This window comes from Edaphobacter sp. 12200R-103 (assembly GCF_010093025.1).
Classification (GTDB): Bacteria; Acidobacteriota; Terriglobia; order Terriglobales; family Acidobacteriaceae; genus Edaphobacter.
Map to the genome: position 1 here is coordinate 1,797,693 of NZ_CP048114.1, position 20,128 is coordinate 1,817,820.

Annotated in this window: 14 protein-coding genes and 2 tRNA genes; 10 read left to right on the forward strand and 6 right to left on the reverse strand. The window is 56.7% G+C overall.

Going from position 1 to position 20,128, the window contains the following annotated elements:
• Positions 1 to 98 precede the first annotated feature (98 nt).
• The gene (locus tag GWR55_RS07495) at positions 99 to 1,430 is read right to left on the reverse strand and encodes a hypothetical protein (protein ID WP_162401714.1); all 1,332 of its coding nucleotides are present in this window, start codon (positions 1,428 to 1,430) and stop codon (positions 99 to 101) included.
• Positions 1,431 to 1,993: 563 nt separating this feature from the next.
• Here GWR55_RS07495 and smc point away from each other — a divergent pair.
• The 8 genes from smc (at position 1,994) to GWR55_RS07535 (ending at position 10,685) form a co-directional block, all read left to right on the forward strand.
• The gene (smc, locus tag GWR55_RS07500; RefSeq protein WP_162403831.1) at positions 1,994 to 5,872 is read left to right on the forward strand and encodes a chromosome segregation protein SMC; all 3,879 of its coding nucleotides are present in this window, start codon (positions 1,994 to 1,996) and stop codon (positions 5,870 to 5,872) included.
• Between the two features lie 241 nt (positions 5,873 to 6,113).
• A complete protein-coding gene (locus tag GWR55_RS07505) occupies positions 6,114 to 6,578 on the forward strand; it encodes a hypothetical protein (RefSeq protein WP_162401715.1) in 465 nt (154 codons plus the stop codon).
• A 40-nt stretch (positions 6,579 to 6,618) separates the two neighbouring features.
• A complete protein-coding gene (locus GWR55_RS07510) occupies positions 6,619 to 7,515 on the forward strand; it encodes a phosphoribosylaminoimidazolesuccinocarboxamide synthase (RefSeq protein WP_162401716.1) in 897 nt (298 codons plus the stop codon).
• Positions 7,512 to 8,048 carry a CvpA family protein gene (locus GWR55_RS07515; protein WP_162401717.1) on the forward strand — a complete coding sequence of 179 codons (537 nt, stop codon included), beginning with the start codon at positions 7,512 to 7,514 and terminating at the stop codon, positions 8,046 to 8,048. Before GWR55_RS07510 ends, GWR55_RS07515 begins: the two co-directional genes overlap by 4 nt.
• A 50-nt stretch (positions 8,049 to 8,098) precedes the next feature.
• Entirely contained in the window at positions 8,099 to 8,401 is a 303-nt protein-coding gene (locus GWR55_RS07520; RefSeq protein WP_162401718.1) for a helix-turn-helix domain-containing protein, read from the forward strand.
• A gap of 30 nt (positions 8,402 to 8,431) precedes the next feature.
• Positions 8,432 to 10,381 (forward strand): type II secretion system protein GspD, encoded by a 1,950-nt coding sequence (locus GWR55_RS07525; RefSeq protein ID WP_162401719.1) that lies wholly within the window; start codon positions 8,432 to 8,434, stop codon positions 10,379 to 10,381.
• Between the two features lie 82 nt (positions 10,382 to 10,463).
• A tRNA-Gly gene (locus tag GWR55_RS07530) sits at positions 10,464 to 10,538 on the forward strand.
• Positions 10,539 to 10,610: 72 nt separating this feature from the next.
• Positions 10,611 to 10,685, forward strand: a tRNA-Cys gene (locus GWR55_RS07535).
• 184 nt (positions 10,686 to 10,869) lie between these two features.
• Here GWR55_RS07535 and GWR55_RS07540 read toward each other — a convergent pair.
• From GWR55_RS07540 to GWR55_RS07555, 4 genes are all read right to left on the reverse strand, one after another.
• Positions 10,870 to 14,229, reverse strand: coding sequence for a glycoside hydrolase family 38 C-terminal domain-containing protein (locus GWR55_RS07540; protein WP_162401720.1), 3,360 nt, complete (start codon positions 14,227 to 14,229; stop codon positions 10,870 to 10,872).
• 167 nt (positions 14,230 to 14,396) lie between these two features.
• Positions 14,397 to 15,542 (reverse strand): hypothetical protein, encoded by a 1,146-nt coding sequence (locus tag GWR55_RS07545; protein WP_162401721.1) that lies wholly within the window; start codon positions 15,540 to 15,542, stop codon positions 14,397 to 14,399.
• A 600-nt stretch (positions 15,543 to 16,142) separates the two neighbouring features.
• The gene (locus GWR55_RS07550; protein ID WP_162401722.1) at positions 16,143 to 16,406 is read right to left on the reverse strand and encodes a hypothetical protein; all 264 of its coding nucleotides are present in this window, start codon (positions 16,404 to 16,406) and stop codon (positions 16,143 to 16,145) included.
• Positions 16,407 to 16,476: 70 nt separating this feature from the next.
• A complete protein-coding gene (locus GWR55_RS07555; RefSeq protein WP_162401723.1) occupies positions 16,477 to 17,658 on the reverse strand; it encodes a hypothetical protein in 1,182 nt (393 codons plus the stop codon).
• Positions 17,659 to 17,740: 82 nt separating this feature from the next.
• On the opposite strand from GWR55_RS07555, the gene GWR55_RS07560 reads away from it, so the two are divergent.
• Together GWR55_RS07560 and GWR55_RS07565 are read left to right on the forward strand one after the other, a co-directional pair.
• Positions 17,741 to 18,481, forward strand: a complete 741-nt coding sequence (locus tag GWR55_RS07560; protein ID WP_162401724.1) for a hypothetical protein — start codon at positions 17,741 to 17,743, stop codon at positions 18,479 to 18,481.
• 132 nt (positions 18,482 to 18,613) lie between these two features.
• Entirely contained in the window at positions 18,614 to 19,012 is a 399-nt protein-coding gene (locus GWR55_RS07565) for a hypothetical protein (RefSeq protein WP_162401725.1), read from the forward strand.
• 36 nt (positions 19,013 to 19,048) lie between these two features.
• On the opposite strand, the gene GWR55_RS07570 is transcribed toward GWR55_RS07565, so the two are convergent.
• The gene (locus GWR55_RS07570) at positions 19,049 to 20,110 is read right to left on the reverse strand and encodes a LacI family DNA-binding transcriptional regulator (protein ID WP_162401726.1); all 1,062 of its coding nucleotides are present in this window, start codon (positions 20,108 to 20,110) and stop codon (positions 19,049 to 19,051) included.
• Positions 20,111 to 20,128: the final 18 nt, after the last annotated feature.

Here is a 20,128-nt window from a genome sequence, read left to right on the forward strand (position 1 = left end):
TGTCGATGATCTTCTTCGAAAGAAAATGAGGCAGCCGCAATGGCTGCCTCATTTGGTTTGGTGCTAGCTGGATCGACTTTTACTGCCAGTCGAAGCGTTTACTTGTGCCTGCGGGCGGGTGCGCGGTGATGCGAAGCGGCCGGCTTTGCAGGAGCTTTCTTCGGTTCCACCACTGTCCCATCGCTCATGGTAATCATGATCGGGTTCTGCGTGTAGGAATCATAGGTTCCAGTAACGGTGATCTTATCGCCCGCGACAGGAAGAGTCTTCAGGGGCTCCTTCAGGTTGAAGGTGAAATCGGCCGTCTTGGACTGCACCGCATCGTCAGAGACGGAAAGCACCAGAGCCGTATCGGTTGCCGAAACGACAGTCGCATCCGGGAACTGAACCGACTTGCCCTTGACGGTATCCCATACCTTGGCCGCATCGTCAGGACTGCCGTTCTGGAGAATAAACTCCTTGTCGCTGACGGCCAGCGTCGCAAGATCCGGGGTGCTGGCGATCACCTGCTTCACGATGTCAGCCGGCTTGGGAGCAGGCGTGATGGTCGTGGAGAGGTTGGCCGGGGGCTCAAGGCTCTGCTGCGAGGCAGCCACGAGGGTGTCAAAACCATCATCGGCGCCGTGGTACTTCTTATAGCAGTACTTGGCCAGAGGCATCATCTGCGACTTGTATGGCTCCGGAGCGAAGGTGGCGGCGCGGGTCGCATACCAGGCGCAGCTCAGAGCGTCGGGCGGAGTGGTCTGATAGTAGGCCTGCGCCAGCAGGTAGGTATCGGTCAGCAGCGGACCGGGGGTTTTGGTCTGCTCGACAGGAACGCTGGAGAGGCTCTGCTTCAGCTGGGTGACGGCAGTAGCGGCATCCTTCTTGCCAAGAGCGTCCGTAGCGATGGCGCGGTGGAAGACCGGATCTGCAGCTTCCTTCAGCTTGGCAAAATCAGCATCGCTGATATTCGCCGGCTTCGGGACGGCAAGTCCCTTCTGTCCAGCTTCGGCGGCCTTATCGAGGGCGGCCTGCTTCGCCGTCGGGTCCTGGGTCTGCTCTGCAGTCTGCAGATTGAAATAGCTCTCCATCGTGAGAGCGCGGATGTTATTGGGTTCCACCTGCAGCAAACGGCTTGCGGCATCCAGGGTCTTGGCTGGATCGAACGCGCTATAAGCCACCATCAGGCGCTGAAGAACATCAGCCTTCACCTGAGAGTTGGGGTAGGTCTGCAGGAACGACTCCAACGCCGGAGCCTGCGCCTGGGGCGTGCTCTGTCCGATTGCCGCGGTATACGCGTTGTATTCGGCCGGCGCAAGTTGTACTCCGCCTCCCGCCTGCTGTGCACTTGCTCCGGCACTGGCCGGAGCCTGGTCTTGTGCAACCGCACGCGCACACGATGCAACGCTAGCGACCGCCAGGAGAGACGCAACGACTGCCTTCTTCATTCCCACACTCCTCAGATAAATCTTCTACTAATCTTCCGCCCGGCTATGCCAGATGGTCAGACCCGATATATCACATTTTGGGTGCACCGCAACAGCTACGGGGCACATACCAGCAGTAAACCCACCTGTCCCCACTTGTTTGATCAAGCGAGTTCCGACTGCGTGATCCATCACGGCATGATGATGCGGATTATAGAAATCCAGTTGGCCCATGGCAAGCACATGGCATGCCTTTGCTTAGAGTTTCACATAGTCATCCCCGCGCAACTCTCTCTGGGCTTCCGCCCGGACGGACAACGGACGGGGAGGTCCCTCACCATGGGGACGTCATACTGAAACCCCACACTCTCGCGATAATCCTACGGGGAGAGCAGGGTAAATTGCTCGATCTTCAGGGGCTAATCTCGCGAATACCACCCATTGGTAGTATTTGGTACACCTTATCCACAACAGGTAGTGTTGAAACCGTTGATTCCAGCCTTTTCTGACGCTAGAGTTAGCACAGTCTTAACTACTGTGCTCTCCTCCCTGGTGGAAAACGACCGCACAGCAGCGAGGTGACTTTGCTCAAGCTCAAGAAGGTCCAGATTCTCGGCTTCAAATCGTTCTGCGACAGAACAGAGGTCCAGCTCTCCGGTGAAGGCATCGCCGCGATCGTCGGCCCGAACGGATGTGGCAAATCGAACATCTCCGATGCTATTACATGGGTGCTGGGCGAGCAGTCGGCCAAGAGCCTTCGCGGCATCAAGATGGAAGACGTCATCTTTGCCGGCACGCGCGACCGAAAACCAACCGGCATGGCCGAGGTATCGCTCACGCTGGTCGATCCCGAGGTATACGACGGGGCCACGCTCTCTCCGGATGCTCCGGAGGTGGTCGTGACCGATGTCCACCCGGAGGATCCTGCGGCAGAGGTCTCCGACTGGGACGAAGCAGCCATGAGGCAGCAGCACGCCCAGGAGACGGAAGATGCCGTCGCCGAAGCGCAACCGGGAACGGTGATCGAGGGGGAAGCTGCAGAGGCAGCGCATGAAGGTACAGAAAGCGCGGGCAATGTGGTGCTCAAAATCCGGCGACGCAAATTCAACCGCGCTCCTGTTCGTGCAGGCGAGCTGACCATTACGCGGCGCTTGTTCCGCTCGGGCGAATCCGAATATTTGCTCAACGGCAAGATCTGCCGGCTGCGCGATATTCAGGACATCTTCATGGGAACAGGACTCGGAGGCGAGTCCTACGCGATCATCGGGCAGGAGCGTATCGGCCAGCTTCTCAGCTCCAAGCCTCTGGACCGGCGCAGCATCATCGAGGAGGCCGCCGGGATCACCCGCTTCAAGACGAAAAAACGACTGGCCGAGCTTCGGTTGGAGTCGGCAAAACAGAACCTGGCGCGCGTCAACGACATCTTCGAAGAGGTTACCCGCCAGATGGGCACGCTGAAGCGACAGGCGGCCAAGGCTGAGCGCTATGGCGCTCTGCGGGACGAGCTTCGCACGCGGCTGCGCGTAGTTCTGGCCAGCCGGATGGCTCAACTGGATACCGAGGCCGCAGATGCCAGCGAAAAGATTGCGGCGCTGGGCGCTCAAATCGATCAGCAAGCCGCCGCCTTGGAGCAGATGGACGCCGAACACAGCGAAGGCATCAGCCGCGGCTACACGCTCGATCAGCAGATTCGCGAGGCGGCAGGAAAGGCAAACCAGTCCGCCGTCGAGCTGGAGAGAATCACGGCACGATCTGCATCGAATGCCGACCGCATTGCAGAGTTGACGCAGCGACTTGCAACCGGCGACGAAGAACTGGCGCAGGCCCGGGAACAACTGCAGTCCCTTGCGGCTGAGCTTGAGGAGCATCGTAGCTTTCTTGCAAACGCCACCCACGAGGCGAGCACCTCTCGCCAGTCGGTGCAGCAACAGCAGAGCGAGGCGCAGAGCGCTGTGCGCTCGCTGCAGGGCGCGGAACAGCAGTCGGAGCAGAACCGTCGCCAGACACTGCAACTGGTGCAACGCATCTCGCAGACGCGCAACGAGGAGGCCCAGGCCGCAGCAGCATTCGCTGGATTGGAAGAGGAGGCCCACCGCCTGGAGCGCGAGAGCGAGATTGCACGCCAGGAGCTGGAGACGCTGGGGATGCAGCGGGGACAGGTAAAGCTCTCCTTTGAATCTGTGACCGAGCGCCTGAAGCGGCTGGAGACCGAGATCGCCGAGATGCGTCAGCAGATCGAGTCGCACCGCCGGGAAGAGAACGAAAGCAAGCGGCGCGGAGATCAACTTCGCGGCGAACTGGCTACCCTGAACGGACGAAAGGGCTCAATCGAAGGGCTGATTCGCGATCACAGCTATTCGACCGAGACGGTACGGAACATCTTCAAGTCGAACGAGGCTGCAGCTTCCGGCAAGGTCGCTCCGGTGGGAACGCTGGCGGACTTTCTTGAAGTGGATGGAAAGTACGAGAGCGTCGTCGACGAGTTTCTGCGCGACGAGCTGAACTTTGTTGTCGTGAAGAGCTGGGATGCTGCGGATGCAGGCATGGAGCTTCTGCAGACAGATGTGGAGGGCCGCGCAACCTTCCTCGTCCACCCCAACGCCGCGCAGGCCAATTTCTCTTTCGCGCAGGGCATGGAGAGCGAAGCTCCTACAAACCCTGCCCAGATTGAGGGAGTGGTGCCGTTGCGCGACTGCGTGCGGGTACTGGACGGCTTTGGGCGATCCCTTGAGGTGATCCTACCCAAGTTGCGCGAAGGCTACGTGGCGCCGGACTCCTATACGGCGCGCACCCTGGCATTGTCGAATCCACACGCCTTCTTCCTCTCTCCCACTGGCGAGACGTTCCACAATGTCACCGTAACGGGAGGACGTCCGCGGGCCCAGGGTCCCCTGGCGCTCAAGCGTGAGCTAGCTGAGGTACAGCACAAGATTGAGCAGTCGCAGGCCGCTCTGACGCAGGCAGACTTGCATACAGCAGATCTACAGCGGCAGATGACCGAGCTGAACGCCACCATCGATACAAAGACGTTGGAACTCCGCGAGGCCGAGCGAGAAGCGGCAAACTCTGGTGCAGCGCTTCGCCAAATGGAGTCTGAAGCAGCTCGCATAGAGCGCAGACTGCAGGAATGGACGCTGGCGATAGAGCGCAATCGCGACGCTCAGCAACAGAAACAGGATCTGGTCGAGCGCAAGCAGCAAGAGGCCGAGAGGCTTGAGGCGGAGCGTGCGGGGCTGGAGAGCACACTCGCCGCGCTGCAGGCGCAGCTGGATGAACTGCGCGGCCGTCGTGAGCAGCTGCAGCAATCGGCTGCGGAGGCCTCAGCAGCCCTGGCCGGCCTGGAGGAGCGCCGACGCAACGCGCAGGCGAACTTCGACCAGACGCAGCGCCTTCACAACAGCCAGAATCAGCGGATTCAGCAGCTGGAACAGCAACTGGCGGCGGCGAATACTGAAAAGCTGCGCCGCGAAGAGGAGACGGAAAGTCTCGCTGCGCAACAGTCGGAACTCGCCGAGATACGCCAGAACGCTCTTGCCGACGGAGAACAGCTGACCACACAGGCAAATGAGCTGCGGGTGGCCATGGCCGAGCTGGATCAGCGGCTGCGTTCCCTTCGTCATGAGACCGAGTCGCTACGGGAGCAGCGTGCCGCCCATACAGCTCGCGCAGCCAAGCTGGCCTCGGACATCGAGCACATTGATGCCACCTGTATGAACGACCTGGCTGTAGAGGCATCTGTCCTGCGTGGTGATGAAACGATCACCCGCATCGAAGGCGATGCCCTGCACGAGGAGGAGGAGGCCTCGCGCGGGCTGAAGCAGAAGCTCGAAGCCATGGGTCCGGTCAACATGATGGCTCTTGATGAGTACAACGAGACAGCACAGCGTCATACCTTTCTTGAGACACAGCGGAAAGACCTTCTGGACTCCATTGAGAACACGCAGGCTTCCATCAAGGAGATCGATGAGATCTCGCGCCAGAAGTTTGACGAGGCCTTCCAGGTCATCAATGACAACTTCTCAGTAACCTTTTCGAAGCTGTTTGGCGGCGGTCAGGCTTTCATGCGGCTGACCGATGCCGAGAACTCAGCCGAAAGCGGAATTGACATTGTGGCTTCCCCTCCGGGGAAGAAGCTGCAGAACATCCTTCTGCTTTCCGGTGGAGAGAAGGCGCTAACAGCACTCTCCTTGCTGGTCGGCATTTTCCAGTTCCAGCCGGCTCCCTTCTGCATCCTCGACGAGGTGGACGCTCCGCTGGACGAGACCAACGTAGGACGATTTGCCAAGCTGATTGCCGATATGAGTGCGACGACCCAGTTTGTAGTCATCACCCATAGCAAACGCACGATGGCGCAGGCCGATGTGATCTATGGCGTCACCATGCAAGAGCCCGGGGTATCCAAGGTGGTCAGCGTCAACCTGAACCGCCGCGACGACAACGGCACTCGACGTGCGGTAGCCTGAAGACTGTATAGACCTCCGCGCGGGACCGCTGCTGCGTTCCGCACAGAAATCAAGATCGCTGAGTCGCTACCGCCAAATGCATCTGCCCTTGACTTTCGGCCTGTTGGGACTACTGACAGCAGCAGTCCTTCTGCTCCGTATGCTTTGGTGGAAGCTGCCGATTCAGTTCCGACGAGGAATCCTGGTTCTAGCTTGCGCTCTGGTTCTTCTGCGCGTGGGCTTTATTGCTACACAGTGGAGCATGACCTCAACCAGGATGAATGCGGTAATCTGCTGGCTGGCGGTAGCTGGCTACGAGATTCTTCTCGCAAGGTTCAGCCTGATGCGGCCAAGGTGGCTCACTGCACCCAGTGCAGCCATTCTGCTGACTCCACTGATTGGCTCTACCCTGCTGCTTCCCCTCACGCGTGTCTTCGACTGGACCGCTGCCGATATCTCGCAACTGACTGGCCCTTACATCCTCGAGAAGAGCCCTTGGGATACGGACGCCAGCGGAAATTCAGGGCTCGACATGATTGTCTTCTACCGCCCTCGCCTGGTTCCCTTTATGCGCCATCTCTCGCAGCGAGCTTCCTTTGGCGATGATGAATGTAACCCCGGGGCAGCCACAGCCCAGACAGACCCGCAGAGACGGACGGTGCACTTCCACTGCCCGTCGCGAGAGGACGGAAAGCCCGCGATTGATGTGATTCTCCCCTTGCGATAACAGGTTCTGCGCAGGCTGGAAGGTGATACCGTCAAAGGGTATGCAGACTGCCCTTCTGGAAACCCGGCTTGGATCGCTTCCGCTCACTGCCCGCGGCAAGGTTCGTGATATTTATTCGCTGAATGAAGACGAACTGTTGTTTGTCGCAACGGATCGCATCTCTGCGTTCGATCATGTACTCGGCAGCGGTATTCCCGACAAGGGCAGGATCCTAACGCAGCTTTCGCTATTCTGGTTCGACTTCCTGAACGATATCGTCAAGAATCACGTCATCACGGCAGAGAGCGCAAAGTTTCCCTCGGTTCTTGCACTCTATCTGGATCAACTGAAGGGTCGCAGCATGATTGTGCGTCGCGCGAAGATGTTCCCGGTAGAGTGTGTCGTGCGTGCGTACCTTTCGGGCTCCGGATGGAAGGACTACCAGGCGACCGGCGCTGTCTGCGGCATCGCTCTGCCCCCAGGGCTGCAGGAGTCGGACAGGCTTCCGGAGCCAATCTTTACCCCGGCGGCCAAGATCAACACCGGCGGCCACGATGAAAACATCTCGTTCGGCGACGTCATCAGCACAGTAGGCGAGGACAATGCGAATGAGCTGCGCAGACTGACGCTTGCAATCTTTGAGAAGGCATCAAAGCATGCTGAGAGCCGCGGCCTGATTCTTGCGGACACCAAGTTTGAGTTCGGAGTAATCGACGGCGAGATCGTTCTTGCCGACGAAGTCCTTACGCCCGATTCATCCCGTTATTGGCCGGCGGAATCCTATGCTCCCGGTGGACCGCAGCCTTCGTTTGATAAGCAGTACGTCCGAGACTACCTGGAGTCGATCCGCTGGAACAAACAGGCGCCTGCCCCTTCGCTCCCCCAAGATGTGATTGCGAAGACGAGAGAAAAGTACCTGGAAGCCTTCCGGCTGATCAGTGGCCGCAACGAGCTATGAACTTCCTGGACTGGCTGCTGATCGCAATCCTCGCCATCTCGGCCATTCAGGCATTTATCCGCGGCCTGGTACTGGAGCTGTTTTCGCTTGCGGGGTTGATCTGCGGGATTCTGCTGGCCGCCTGGAACTATTCGCGCGTGGCGGAGAGGCTCTCAGGCCTAATCTCCAATCCGGCAATTGCGAGCGTTGTTGCGTTTCTTCTGATTGCGGTAGGAATCATGGTGATTGCTGCGGTGCTGGGAAGGATCATTCATACCTCAGCGCACGCGATCGGGCTCGGCTTTTTCAACCGCATGGGCGGGGCAGCCTTCGGGGCTGTCCGCGGCTGTCTGCTCGGTGTGGCTATCCTGATGGCCGTAACTGCTTTCCTTCCTTCAGCCGGGTGGATTAAAAATTCTCGCCTTGCACCCTATTTCCTTGAGGGGTCACATGCGGTATCCTTCGTTGTACCTCACGACCTCCAGCAGCTTATTCAGGCCGGTGGATCCGATCTCAAGCACAATGCGGACGATTGGATCAAATCGCGTCCTTAAGTTCACAATGAGAAGTGTCGCAGTAAGACGACCCAGCGAGGAGTAAACCTTTGAAGCGCGAATTGGACGCTCTCGTCATTCAAATGTACAGTTCAGGAGTTTCCTACTCCGAGGCGGTTCGCCAGTTTAAGCGACGCTACATCCTCGAGGTGCTTGCACAGCATCGCGGGAATCAGTGCAAGGCAGCCGAAGAACTCGGCATGCACCGCAATACTTTGAGCCGCACACTTGCAGAGTTGGAGATGGACTCTACCCAGATTCGCTACGGAATGCGTCGGCCACCTGCAAGTGAACGTCCGCGCATTCAGAGTATTGCGTCGACATTCAACCGCAGTGCCACGGGTGTCCGCTAGCCCATTCCTGCGTCTTAGCTGCAGCAGTTTATGCCAAAGATTCCGCAAGACAATGCTTCCCGGTTCTGTGTAAAAACGGTAGCGTTGTCGCTTGCGCTGACCTGCGTCAGCTATGCGCAGCAGCCTCCGGATCCTGCGCCTCCAAAGACCGATGCGGCTTCAAAGACAAGCACAGATTCCTCTCAAGAGTTCTCCAGACGCCAGCTGCGTGAAGCGGACAATGCCTACCTTGAGGGTGCCCGTCTCCTGGATCGAGGAGAGCTTGCGGCTGCCGAAAAGGCCTTTTTGAAGGCGTCGAAGATCGTTCCCACCAGATTGGAATACGTACAGGCAGCAACACTGGCGCACGAACACCGAGTCACCGAGTTGGTGCAGCAGGCTGGAAGAGCAAGGCTGCTGGGGCATCCTGATCAGGCAGATGCTCTGCTCGCCCAGGCCAACAGACTGGATCCGGAGAACAACATCGTCAGCCAGCACATGAACATTGCCTCTCAGCCCCCGTCGCGTCTCGAGACACAGGTTCGAAGCGCAGGTCGAAATCCCTTCGAGCGCCGGACAGACAGGCTGGCTGGCCCGATTGTGCTGTCTCCTTCCGCCGAACAAAGTGACCTTCATCTTCGCGGAACGACCCAACAGGTGGTTCAGCAGGTATTTTCGCTCTACGGCATTCGTACCGTTATGGATGAATCCGTAGCGAACCAGCCGATGCGAATCGACCTGGAAAAGATGGGCTATGAACGCGCTTCCGACGTCATCCTGAGCATGGCGCACGCCTTCGCAGTTCCTCTAGACGAACATACGGTCATCGTCGCGAAAGACACGCAACAGAACCGCGAACGTCTGGAGCCGCAGTTGGAAGAGACGATCTACATCCCGGGCTTCACCTCCGCACAGATGAAAGAGTTGGGGACAGTCGTACAGAATGTCTTCGACGTAAAAAAAGCCAGCATTCAGAGCAATGGCGGCACGATTGCCGTACGAGCGCCACAGGACACGATCTCGGCCATCGACCAGATTCTCACCGACCTGATCGATGGTGGAGCTGAAGTAGTCTTGGACATCAACCTTTACTCGGTCGATCGTACGCGGCAACGCAAGATCGGAGCCCAGCTTCCGCAGCAGATCGGGGTGTACAACGCTGAGAGCGCAGCTCACGATATCGTGAGTGCCAACCAGTCCCTTGTCGATCAGGCGATCTCGCAGGGGCTGGTGCCCGCGGATGCCAACGATATCACCATTGCCCTTGCGCTCATCTCCTCGGGATTGGTTCAGAGCTCCTTGCTTGCCAACACAATCGGATTCTTCGGCGGTGGGCTAACAATGTCGGGTGTGACCACCAATGCAGCAACCACCTTTCAGCTGGCTCTCAACTCGAGCGACACCCGTGTGCTCGACACCATCAAACTGAGACTGAATGATCGTGAGACTGGAACCTTTCGCTCCGGCACTCGCTATCCCATCATCACGTCAACTTACAGCAGCGGCATTACGGGACTGCCTGGATCGCTGGCTGGGGCAACCATCAATGGCGTCAGCGCACAGTCCCTTATCAGCCAGGCGACCAGCGTAACAATTCCTCAGATTCAGTTTGAAGATCTTGGACTGACCATGAAGGCCACACCGACCGTGCAGAAGTCCGGCCAGGTGACCATGCAACTCGATTTGAAGATCGAGGCACTGGGAAGCTCGTCGTTGAACAACATTCCCGTATTGGCGAACAGGCAGTATGTCTCCACCATTACGGTCAAAGACGGTGAGAGCGCCCTGCTCGCCAGTTCCCTCTCTCGCACTGAGGCTGCAGCGGTGAGTGGACTACCCGGTCTCGGGGAGCTTCCGGGCTTCCAGACGGCGACCGCAAACAAGGTTTCAGAGCTGGATACTAGCCAGCTGGTCCTGCTGATCACGCCGCATATCGTGCGTCACCGGAAGGACAATACGGCCGGTCCACGCATCGCCTTTGAACGCCGGCTACCGGACTAAAGGTCCGCCGATTTCATAGAGTTGCAGCCGCCAGCACCTGTTTGACCACAATGACAGGGATCGTTATACTGAGGATGTGAGAGCGGGAGTAGCTCAGTGGTAGAGTGCTTCCTTGCCAAGGAAGATGTCGCCGGTTCGACCCCGGTCTCCCGCTCCAAAGAATCCCTGCCTGAGTTACACTTCCTAGACAAGCTATTTGCAGGGCTGGAAAGAGTAAGCAGCCCACCGGGGCGCGGTACCCAAGTGGTAAGGGAGAGGTCTGCAAAACCTTTATGCGTCGGTTCGATCCCGACCCGCGCCTCCAAAATTTCCCGATAAACAAAAAATGATTCCCCGCCATTCAAGTTGCTTCATCAGCAGACACCGGGTCAGCGTAGACATATCTTGTTCCTGGAAGGACAGGCCAGCAGAATAGATTGCCTTTCAGAAACACTCATAGCAGATGATCAGGACGAAGCCTGCGGGAACTACAGCTTCGTCTTTTCCATTTAATTTTCCTCAGACCGAGTGAGCCTACGAGAGCCGTTATGTGATGTTCCCTGCACCTGCCAAAAACTCTTGCCATGCGCTGGGTACAGCAGCCGCACTGTATTGATCGAATACGGCCCTGCATCAAGATCAATCTCTCCTTTGTGAAAAGTGACCTTTGTGTTGGCCTCCTTGAGGTCCTGCTCCATGAGGTTGGTTTCAAGCACCCTGGAGGCCCCGAATGGCACGGTGATCTTCGCATGGGTGTCTTCGCCGGCCCATTCATAGAAGCGAAGGATGAGACTATCGCCATCTTCGCTTTTCTTCATCGCTGTCAGAACGAGGGTGTCGGGAGCAACGCGCACAAGGGAATGCTTTGCTGGCAGATCTCCTGTATGCGCTTCGACCTGGAAAGACTGCATCGGATAGTTGAATTCATAAGCCCGCAGGACGGTTTCGGCCTTCTTCCACGAGCCAGGGTGCGGATAAAGCGAGTAAGTGAAGTGCTGATGCCCTCGATCGGCAGTTGGATCAGGATAAAGAGGAGCGCGTAACAGTGAGAGGCGAAGCACGTTGCCAAGTGCGTCATAGCCGTACTTGGAGTCATTAATGAGGCTGAATCCATGTTCGCTGTCGCCAAGATCGGCCCATCGCAACGCGGGAACTTCGAAGCGAGCGGCATCGACAGGATTGTTGCGCGAGGTGCTGCGCTCGATACTGCCGTAGGGAATCTCGTAAGTCGCAGCAGAGCTTGTTGCGGTAAGCGGAAAGCTGGCTTTGAGCAGCACGTGGGTCTCATGCCAGTCGATATTGTTGACCACATCTACATGAGGAGTAGAGGCGTAGAGAGTAATGTCCTGTACAAAAGTGGATTTGCTCCAGTGGCGAGTGATGCGAATGATTTCACGAAGCGGACCGCGTTCGATGGTCTCGATGCTGCTAAGTGCGAGTAGGTCGGTCTCCTGCTTGTCGTAGTCCTTATCGATGTTCCATGCATCTTCGACGCGGATGCTGTCGAGATTATGCTCGGTTAGGCTCCGGCCGGTGTCGACGAAGGTCTCCAGCTTGTTGCCGCATTGACCAGGGACGATGCTCTCAAACTTCACCTTTTTTTGATAAAGGCTCGTGATGCAGCCGGTCTTCGGATCGAGCGTGACGCGGAGGAATGCGTTCTCCATCGTGGTTCCACGCAGTGCGAGGTCGCTCGTAACTTTGCGTTGACCAGGGACTGCGTGAAGAACGGTATACCCAACAGAGGGCACGTTTCCAGGCCGAAGAAGCAGATGGTATGTGTTCGTTGCTTCGTCTTTGGATAAGACCTGCACGAGTACAGGTTTATTGTCAGCATCGAGTACGCTGATGCCATTGGGGGTGGGCTGTGGCATTTGCACAGAGACAGTGACCATGCCGGAGCGGTCCCAGCTCAATGGATTCCAGACGACGATGGGTACGCCGGGATGCATCGCCGTATTGATGTGGCTGTTAAGTTCGCGAAGCGCGTTACTGGTAGCCTCGTAGGCGATCCTGTGAGCTTCGTCATAATCCTTCTGTGCATCTTTGTAGACGGGGGCAATGGCAGTCCCGGCGGCGACATCATGGAACTCATTGAAAGCTTTCTTCTTCCATGCTTCCGTCAGTTGTTCGCCGGGATATTCAAGACCGCCGAGCCATGCAAGCGAGGAGTATTTTTCGGCATCGAGCAACCACTCATCACTGTGACGCATGTTGGCCTTCTGAGCAGCCTGACTGGTAAAGGTACCGCGGTGATGCTCGAGATAGATCTCATCGTTCCAGACGGGAAGGTGAATCCTGCCATCGGATTGAACAGGAAGATGCGTGTCGCCGGCGGCCAGGGTCTTATAGTTCCAGACGGGCATGCCGGTAGTAGCAATATGCGAATTCATATCGTTGAAGAATGACTGAGAGGTGCGGAACTCGACACGCGGGTAGATGCGGTTGGGATTGGACCAGTCAATGCCATTCTCGATGGACTCACGCGCACCGGTGATATTGAGTCTCCCCAGGCTGGGGCCGTAGACGTGCATCAGCTCTTGTTGGCCCGGATTGAGTTTGATAGCGACGGCAAGGTCGCGTGCCATCTCATCGGCTTCGGTCCCTTGCACGATATCGTGCGGAAAGTAGGACAGGACGCGACTGCCGTCAGGTGACTGCCACCAGAAGAGTTTGAGTGGAAGCGGATTGGTGTCGTTGTAACGAAGTTTCTGCGTGATAAAGTAGTCGATGCCCGACTTCTTATAGATCTGTGGGAGCTGCCAGTCGTAGCCGAAGGAGTCGACATTCCATCCAATTTTGACGTCGACATTGAACTTCTGCTGAAAGTAGCGCTTGCCCAGTAGAAGTTGACGGACCTGCGATTCGCCGTCCGTCATGTTGAGGTCGGGTTCGACCCACATGCCGCCGACTAACTCCCATCGCCCCTCTTTCACGCGCTTCTGGATCTCAGCAAATATCCCGGGAAACTTTTCTTCCATCCATTCGTAATACTGCGCGCTGGACTGGGACAAGGTGTATTGAGGATATTCGCGCATCATCTGGAGAGCGCTCGAGAAGGTAAAGCGTACCTGGTCGACAGCCTCGGAGGCGGTCCACAGCCAGGCTGCGTCAATGTGTGCGTCGCCGGTGAGCTGAATGAAGAATTTTTTAAGGAGTGGCTTCAAAGGCTCAAGTGCGGCCTGTGCTTTGATCAGCGAGGTATCAAATGCAGACTGGTCATCCCCATCGAGCGATGCAAGGCTAACGGAGGTTGCTGCGGAATCGAGGAGGTTTTCCTGTGACGTAAGGTCGGCTGGGTCTTTGACGATGGTCGGGAGAAGCTGCGCCGCCGAGACCAGTTCTGTAGCGAGCGCGGCGGGATTGGGCCGTTTGGAAAGGAAGTTTACCTCGACGGAGGCCCCTTCAAAATGCTTAACCTCATAGGTAAGCGGCATGTGGACGGCTATCAGAACCTTGTCGCCCGGCTTCGCGCTTTCGATCAGAGTGCGTCGCGCGAGATAAGTGCCTTCGTCAACACGGTGGCCATTGAAATAGATGGTCTCGTAGAGATAGCCGCGACCGGGACCGAAGCCGCCGACATCGATTTTGAAGGTAATGCGGGTACCGGTGAGATCGTATCCATTAAGCGTCTTGGGAATCTCAATCCAGCGGCGAAGCCAAAGTTCCTTCGGCGACGCGTAGAAAGGCAGCCGAACATTTTTCCAGCTGGAAGTATCGAGGTCGGGGCTTTCACCGTGTTCCACAGGGCCTTCATGCCACTGCCAGTCGCGTGCATCGAGTGCTCCAAAGGAGGAAAGCCGCTGAATAACCGCCTGTGCCGGAGCGGAAAACTGATAGGCATTCGGAGAATGGGACTGCGCTAGCAAGGGCGCCGTAAGGATAAGGAGCGCAATCCAACGAAGTATGGATCCCTTTGCAGACAAGCGAGGCCTTTCCGTAGAGCCGTGGTTTACCGAATACACTCAATGTTCTCCATAAAAGATCTAGATGTCATTGCAAAAGGTCCAGCTTGTATATAAGAGAAGCTCCCATCTTATTTCCAAAAGATAGGCGTCTGGTTTCTTTCATCAAGATTGACCGTTATTGGTGCAATCAGATCAATCAGCTGGCTCAAGTCAAAATCCCGATAAAGATCGAGACAAACTAATTCAGGTGTTTCTGCATACGAAAACTTTTCGCCAAATAATTCGGACAGAGAATGGATTCCTTCTTCCGCCCTAAAGGAAGAGAAATGGCTCGGCCCCAAAGCCGCTGCAACAAGTGCCGCTACTTCAGAGCGAGGACCTCGAGTCACCATCTCGATCTTTTGCCCGGAATAAGGAGCAGCTGATCTCTCTGCCCCAGGCGACGGACTTCCATCAGTGTTGGAATTAGACAGCCACTGGGTCACGCCGATTATTTGTGCTGCCTCGATTCCAAGCGGACGTTCACCGACAGTATTCAGCATCTGGGCAGCACTGCTAAGATTCGGGCGTTCCGGGGTTCCGGGAATACTGTCTCCAAGCAGAATTGGGTCAAACAGCAGAACGCGATATCCGCGGCTCAGTAGATTTCCGGCCTCGACCGCCAGGGAGGTCCGGCCCTTATCGGAGATCAGAATGGCAGTCTTCCCCGCGGCCCGGACCGATGACTGCACCAGAACGCCGGTAGCGCTCAAGCCATTGCTGAACTCAAAGCGGTATCCCCGGCTCTCGATACCTCTCTCATGGAAAGCACTTACAGGCCACGCGTGCACCACACCCACTGTTGCAAATCGCGTGATGCTGCGCAGTGATTCCCGTTTTTTATCTATCTCAGATGGCCGGATGCGATTGTGATGGATTTGTTCGGCCAGCTTCTGTGCGAGGCTAACGATCGTGAGGTTGTCTTTGGGTAGGCCGACAACCAGATCTTCTGCGGGAAGCACTTCCTCATCGGTGTCCGGATCTTCCGTAGCAGATGTCTGAAGGTGAAACTGATCCCTTAAAAAGCGATACGACTGAAGACGGCTATCAAGCTGATAGTTGTGCGTTCCGGGGTCGTCATTCTGGTACCACTGCAGATCGCCCGGATGATGAGCAGCCGTATAGAAAGGCTTGATGTCGTTGTAGACTCCTTGCTTTACGACAGCGGCGCGAAAGCAGCAATCATCCATCGAATTGTAGATCAATAAGGTTGGACGGGGGGCGCGTAACGTCATCAACTGAGCATAGTCAGCGGTCGACCGCACATCGGGTGCATTCTGCTCGGCGTCCCCGGCATACTCTGGATGCTCAACAGCCGTGGTTAGCGAGCTGAACCCGGCGACAGGGATCGATGGTCCAATGCGCTCATCGAGCGTACTAAGAAGCATCGTCTGCCATCCGCCTCCAGACAGGCCTGTCATTGCGATACGCTTTCGGTCGACGCGCGGATCGTTGTAAAGGAAGTCAAGCCCACGACGCATCGCTAGATAAAAAAGCCCGGCTCCGTTCGCTCCCGCGAGATCGAGCAATCCGATATTGTTGTGTGCGTTTTCCGCGGAGGCCAACTCGCCGAAGCCGATCCATTCCAGACTCAAAGCCAGCATTCCATGGCGAGCCTGGTTGATGCAGCGCTTTTGTTTATGTTCCACGGCCTTTCCACCTGGCCCGTGGCCATTCACATTCAGCACAGCAGGCATGCCAGGCGCCAGATGGTCTGGCTCATAGAGTAGAGCTGCAGAGTAAAAACCAGGAACAATCTCGTAGCGATACTTAACGATTCGGTAGCCTTTTCGCTCAATAACTCCGACTCGTTCAAACTTCGGTGCAGAGTTAACCTACTCTTCCGGCCAGCCGTGGTAGATGGTTGTAAGAGCATGTTTTCGCAACGTCTCAGCTTGCTGGTGAAGAGCTGTCTCAGAGCCAACGGGAGGAAGCGCCGGAACTTTTTTCAGTAAAAAGTGCCTCAGCTCATCAGCCACGATAGCCGGGTCTTGCAGCTTCTGTTGCAGCAGGGGATCCAATACCTTGCGAGTAGCCTGCGCTGAAAGGCTCACCGAACAGGCAAGCAGAGACAAACCGAGTGTTCCAATCTTTTTCATAACGTTATTACGGTAAAGAGATTGACCCTGCGACGGAAGAGCAAACTTCCATCGCAGGGTGTGGAGCACATCAGAAGATGAGCTTCAGCCCAAGCTGTCCGATACGAGGATCACCAGCAGACAGAATGTTTCCAAAGCCTCCCCTGTTGATGGTTGCTACCGGATCGGACAGGTTAGTGTGATTGAGCACATTGAAGAACTCTGCACGGAACTGAGCATGGAAATGCTCGGTTGCGCCGAAGTTCTTATAGAGGCTTACATCCCAGTTCACAAATCCCGGTCCCCGCAGAGCACCCTTGCTGATATTGCCGTACTTGTACGGATAAGCAGCATAGGTTCCAGGATTTGTACCGACTGCAGGAAGAGGTAGGGCAAACGAACTCTTGTTGAGCCAGTTTGCACATGCGGTAGTTGTCGTAGCACAGCCATTGCCGCCGTATGGCTTTCCTTGCAGAATCGCCCGCGGTGCGGCTCCGGTTGCGGCTACATCCGTGCCGGTAAAGACCGTATACGCGTCGCCGGTGGAGGCGGAGAGGAGACCGCTGGTTCCCCACCCTCCGATCACGAACCGTGCTGCTCGCGGTATTGCAGTGAAGTTCGGGAGCGTCAGGACATAGGACCCGTTGAAGATATGAGTTCGATCAAATGGAGACGGCCCATACTCGAAGTCACTGAATCCCGGCACATAGATCGGCTGACTGAAGCTGCCGCCGCCGCCATTCTGCAGTGTCTGGTTCTGCGGAATGTTGTCCAACGATTTTGAGTAGGTATAGCTGGCCTGCACCGTAAAGTTACGGGCGAAACGATGCTGCACGGCAGCCTGGAAGGAATGGTAACTCGAGGCTCCTGTCTGCGTGAGCATGTTGATGTTGGAATAGTCCGGAGCGTACTTGGTACGCGACATGATCGAAGCGCGGGGATTGCCGAAGATACTCGGGTCGCCGGGTAGGTAGATACCAGGATTGAACTGCATGTCACGACGGATATGTCGTCCTGACGAACCGACATAGGATGCCCGCAAAGACCACTGCTGCGTAAGCTGGCGCTCGACGGAGAGGTTCCAGTTGTATGCTACGACGCAGGCAGGCCAGCCAGAGGTCGCCCTTTCAACGAAAGGAATGGAGATAGTTGAGTCCTCTTCTCCTGATGATTTTTCCCCCTCTCCCCTGATAAAGGAGGAGCAGAAAGACGGCGGCCTGGTTCCAACGGTCTCGCGTAGCGCACCGTGGATAGGAATTGCAGCCGGATTCATTGTGATAAGCCTGATCTCTGCGGCTTTGTTCTATCGGCATCTCCATGCCGCGAACCGGACAGAGATATCCCCACTGGCAGCAATGTTTACAAGAGATCGACCCACCATCCTGGTTCCAGGAGATAGCGGGCTTGTCGTGTGGCAGGAGACGCGACACAAGAATCTAACCCTGTCGGATTACCTCGCCTCCAATTACGTCAAGACGCATGAAGGACCGTTCAGCCCTCAAGAGCAAATCGCACTTAGCCTGTTAGGACGACGATATACGTCGATGGTCGATCTGGAGATCGTTCAGAAGCTCTCGAACATGGCGCAGACCTATCATGCTGAACCGCTTCTGCGCTTTGCACGCGATGTACGTCCGAACGATCTTAAATACAGCAACGTCGTCCTTATCGGTAGCAGCGAAACCAATCCCTGGAGCCAGATGTTTCAAGGGGCAATGAACTTTGTGCTGACAAAGGACCAGCAGCGAACGCTTTATACGATTGAGAATCGCCACCCCGCAGCCGGAGAACCTGCCCGATGGCTTTCAGATCCGGCGGATCGGCTGAAAACCGCTTATTGCGAGGTATCCTATCTGGCGAATCCCTCAGGAGCAGGAAACGTATTAGTCCTCGAGGGAACCTCCATGGCAGGAACGGAATGCGCATGGGAGTTCATCTCCAATCAGGAACGATTAAGACAATTCCTGAAACTGGCAGGCTGGAAAGGCCACCAGACCCCGCACTTTGAAGCGCTTCTTCGAACCAGCAATCTGGGGGGCAATGCCGCCACAAGCACCATCGTGGCCTGGCGCATCGATGGCCACCCGGCTTCCTGAGCAATAAGGGAACAGGGCTTCCTTCCTTGCTGATTCGAGCGTGGACGAAGTTTTCTACCCCATTGGGGGGATTTTTCCCGAATAAAAGATCAAGGACAATCCTTGGAAACACCCCCCTCCTGAGGTTTGCCCGTGAATATCCTTCGGGCCATCACGCTTCTTACGCTCTCTCTCGCAGTGGTCTTCGTCCTTCGTCTGCGCTCCGCTTCCGCTGTCCCCCGGCACACCCCGGTAACCGTCACTTCTGTGGATTCAAGAGCAGCTCTATGCCGCACCGCTCTCGAGAGGATCCAGCAAAACCAGGGCCTCTGGCGATCCTACGACGAAGACCAGAACTTCGGGACAGTCGTGGTCGACTCTACTTATCGCACTGCCTCCCAACACCAGAAGGACGAGATCAACCGGCTGATACGCTGCGTTCTGACCCAGGGAAAAGGCGATGAATCCGTAAACCTGATCGAATATGTGGATTCTGCCAGTCACAAAGCCGTAGCGTACTGGTCGCCCTATGATGGCCTGCAGACCAGGTAGCACATTACCCAGTCCTCGCAAACCTTGTTATTTCTTTCAGTCAGCCGCACCCGATTCCCTTCCCGGATTCGGACTATCGCCAGATCTGCAGCCACAGGACTCGCGGATCGTCAGCGTGACGGGAAGGACAGTCCTCACACTTGAGGTCTGGAACTCTCCATTGATACGCTGCAAAAGCAGCTTGGCTGATACCTTGCCCAGTTCTGCAGAGGGCTGCCGGACGGCCGTCACCGATGGGGTAATCAGGGTGAAGAAATCCACATCATCAAAGCCCACCAGGGCGACTTCCCGGCCCAGTTCGATGCCCATCTCCTTCAGAGACTCGATAATCCAGATGGTAGAGGCGTTGTTGGCCGCGAAGATCGCGTCCGGATGATCGGGCCCGGAGAACATCTCTGTCAGAATCTGACGAGCGGCCGCCCGCGTTGGCAGATTCGCCTCTTTCAGCACCGGAAGGTCGGCTCTCCGCATCGCATCCCGATAACCGGTAATCCGCTCTTTAATGGTTAGCAGGTGAGAGTTGGCAGAGACGCAGGCGATCCTCCGATAACCGTGCGCCAGCAAGTGCTCTACCGCCATGACGGCGCCGGCCCTGTTCTCAACCCCGACGGAATCGGTCGTCGCTACCTCCATGGGCCGATCGATCGTTACGACGGGGGTTACTCCGGTAGCGATGCTCTTCAAATACTTTGCCCGGCTGTCGCACGGAACCAGCAGGATGCCGTCGACCGGGTGATGCATCATCATCTCGACCTGGGCTTCCTCAATGGAGGGGTCCTCATCGGAGGCAGCCAGCCAGACCAGGTAGCCGTTTTCCCGAGCAGCCTCCTGGACGGCATGGCTGACCACGGAAAAGAAGGTGTCGGAGATATCAGGGACGATCAGCCCGATCGAACGGGAGAGCTTGCCCGTCAACATCCGTGCCGCATGATTGGGACGATAATCGAGCAGCCGGATGGCTTCCTGGACCTTCCGCGCCGTCTCTTCGGCGACATAGGGGTGGCCGTTGATTGTGCGGGAGACCGTCATGGGGCCCACGCCGGCCGCTCGGGCAACATCCTGCAAGGTCGCGCGTTTTTTGGGAAAGGACTCGGTCACCTTGACTTCCTGTATGAG

Coding starts and splice junctions, on each gene's coding strand:
- GWR55_RS07510 (WP_162401716.1), top strand. CDS start 6,619: ATGCAGACTGCCCTTCTGGAAACCCGGCTTGGATCGCTTCCGCTCACT.
- GWR55_RS07555 (WP_162401723.1), bottom strand. CDS start 17,658: ATGAATCCGGCTGCAATTCCTATCCACGGTGCGCTACGCGAGACCGTT.
- GWR55_RS07515 (WP_162401717.1), top strand. CDS start 7,512: ATGAACTTCCTGGACTGGCTGCTGATCGCAATCCTCGCCATCTCGGCC.
- GWR55_RS07495 (WP_162401714.1), bottom strand. CDS start 1,430: ATGAAGAAGGCAGTCGTTGCGTCTCTCCTGGCGGTCGCTAGCGTTGCA.
- GWR55_RS07525 (WP_162401719.1), top strand. CDS start 8,432: ATGCCAAAGATTCCGCAAGACAATGCTTCCCGGTTCTGTGTAAAAACG.
- GWR55_RS07560 (WP_162401724.1), top strand. CDS start 17,741: ATGTTTACAAGAGATCGACCCACCATCCTGGTTCCAGGAGATAGCGGG.
- GWR55_RS07550 (WP_162401722.1), bottom strand. CDS start 16,406: ATGAAAAAGATTGGAACACTCGGTTTGTCTCTGCTTGCCTGTTCGGTG.
- GWR55_RS07505 (WP_162401715.1), top strand. CDS start 6,114: ATGACCTCAACCAGGATGAATGCGGTAATCTGCTGGCTGGCGGTAGCT.
- GWR55_RS07545 (WP_162401721.1), bottom strand. CDS start 15,542: ATGACGTTACGCGCCCCCCGTCCAACCTTATTGATCTACAATTCGATG.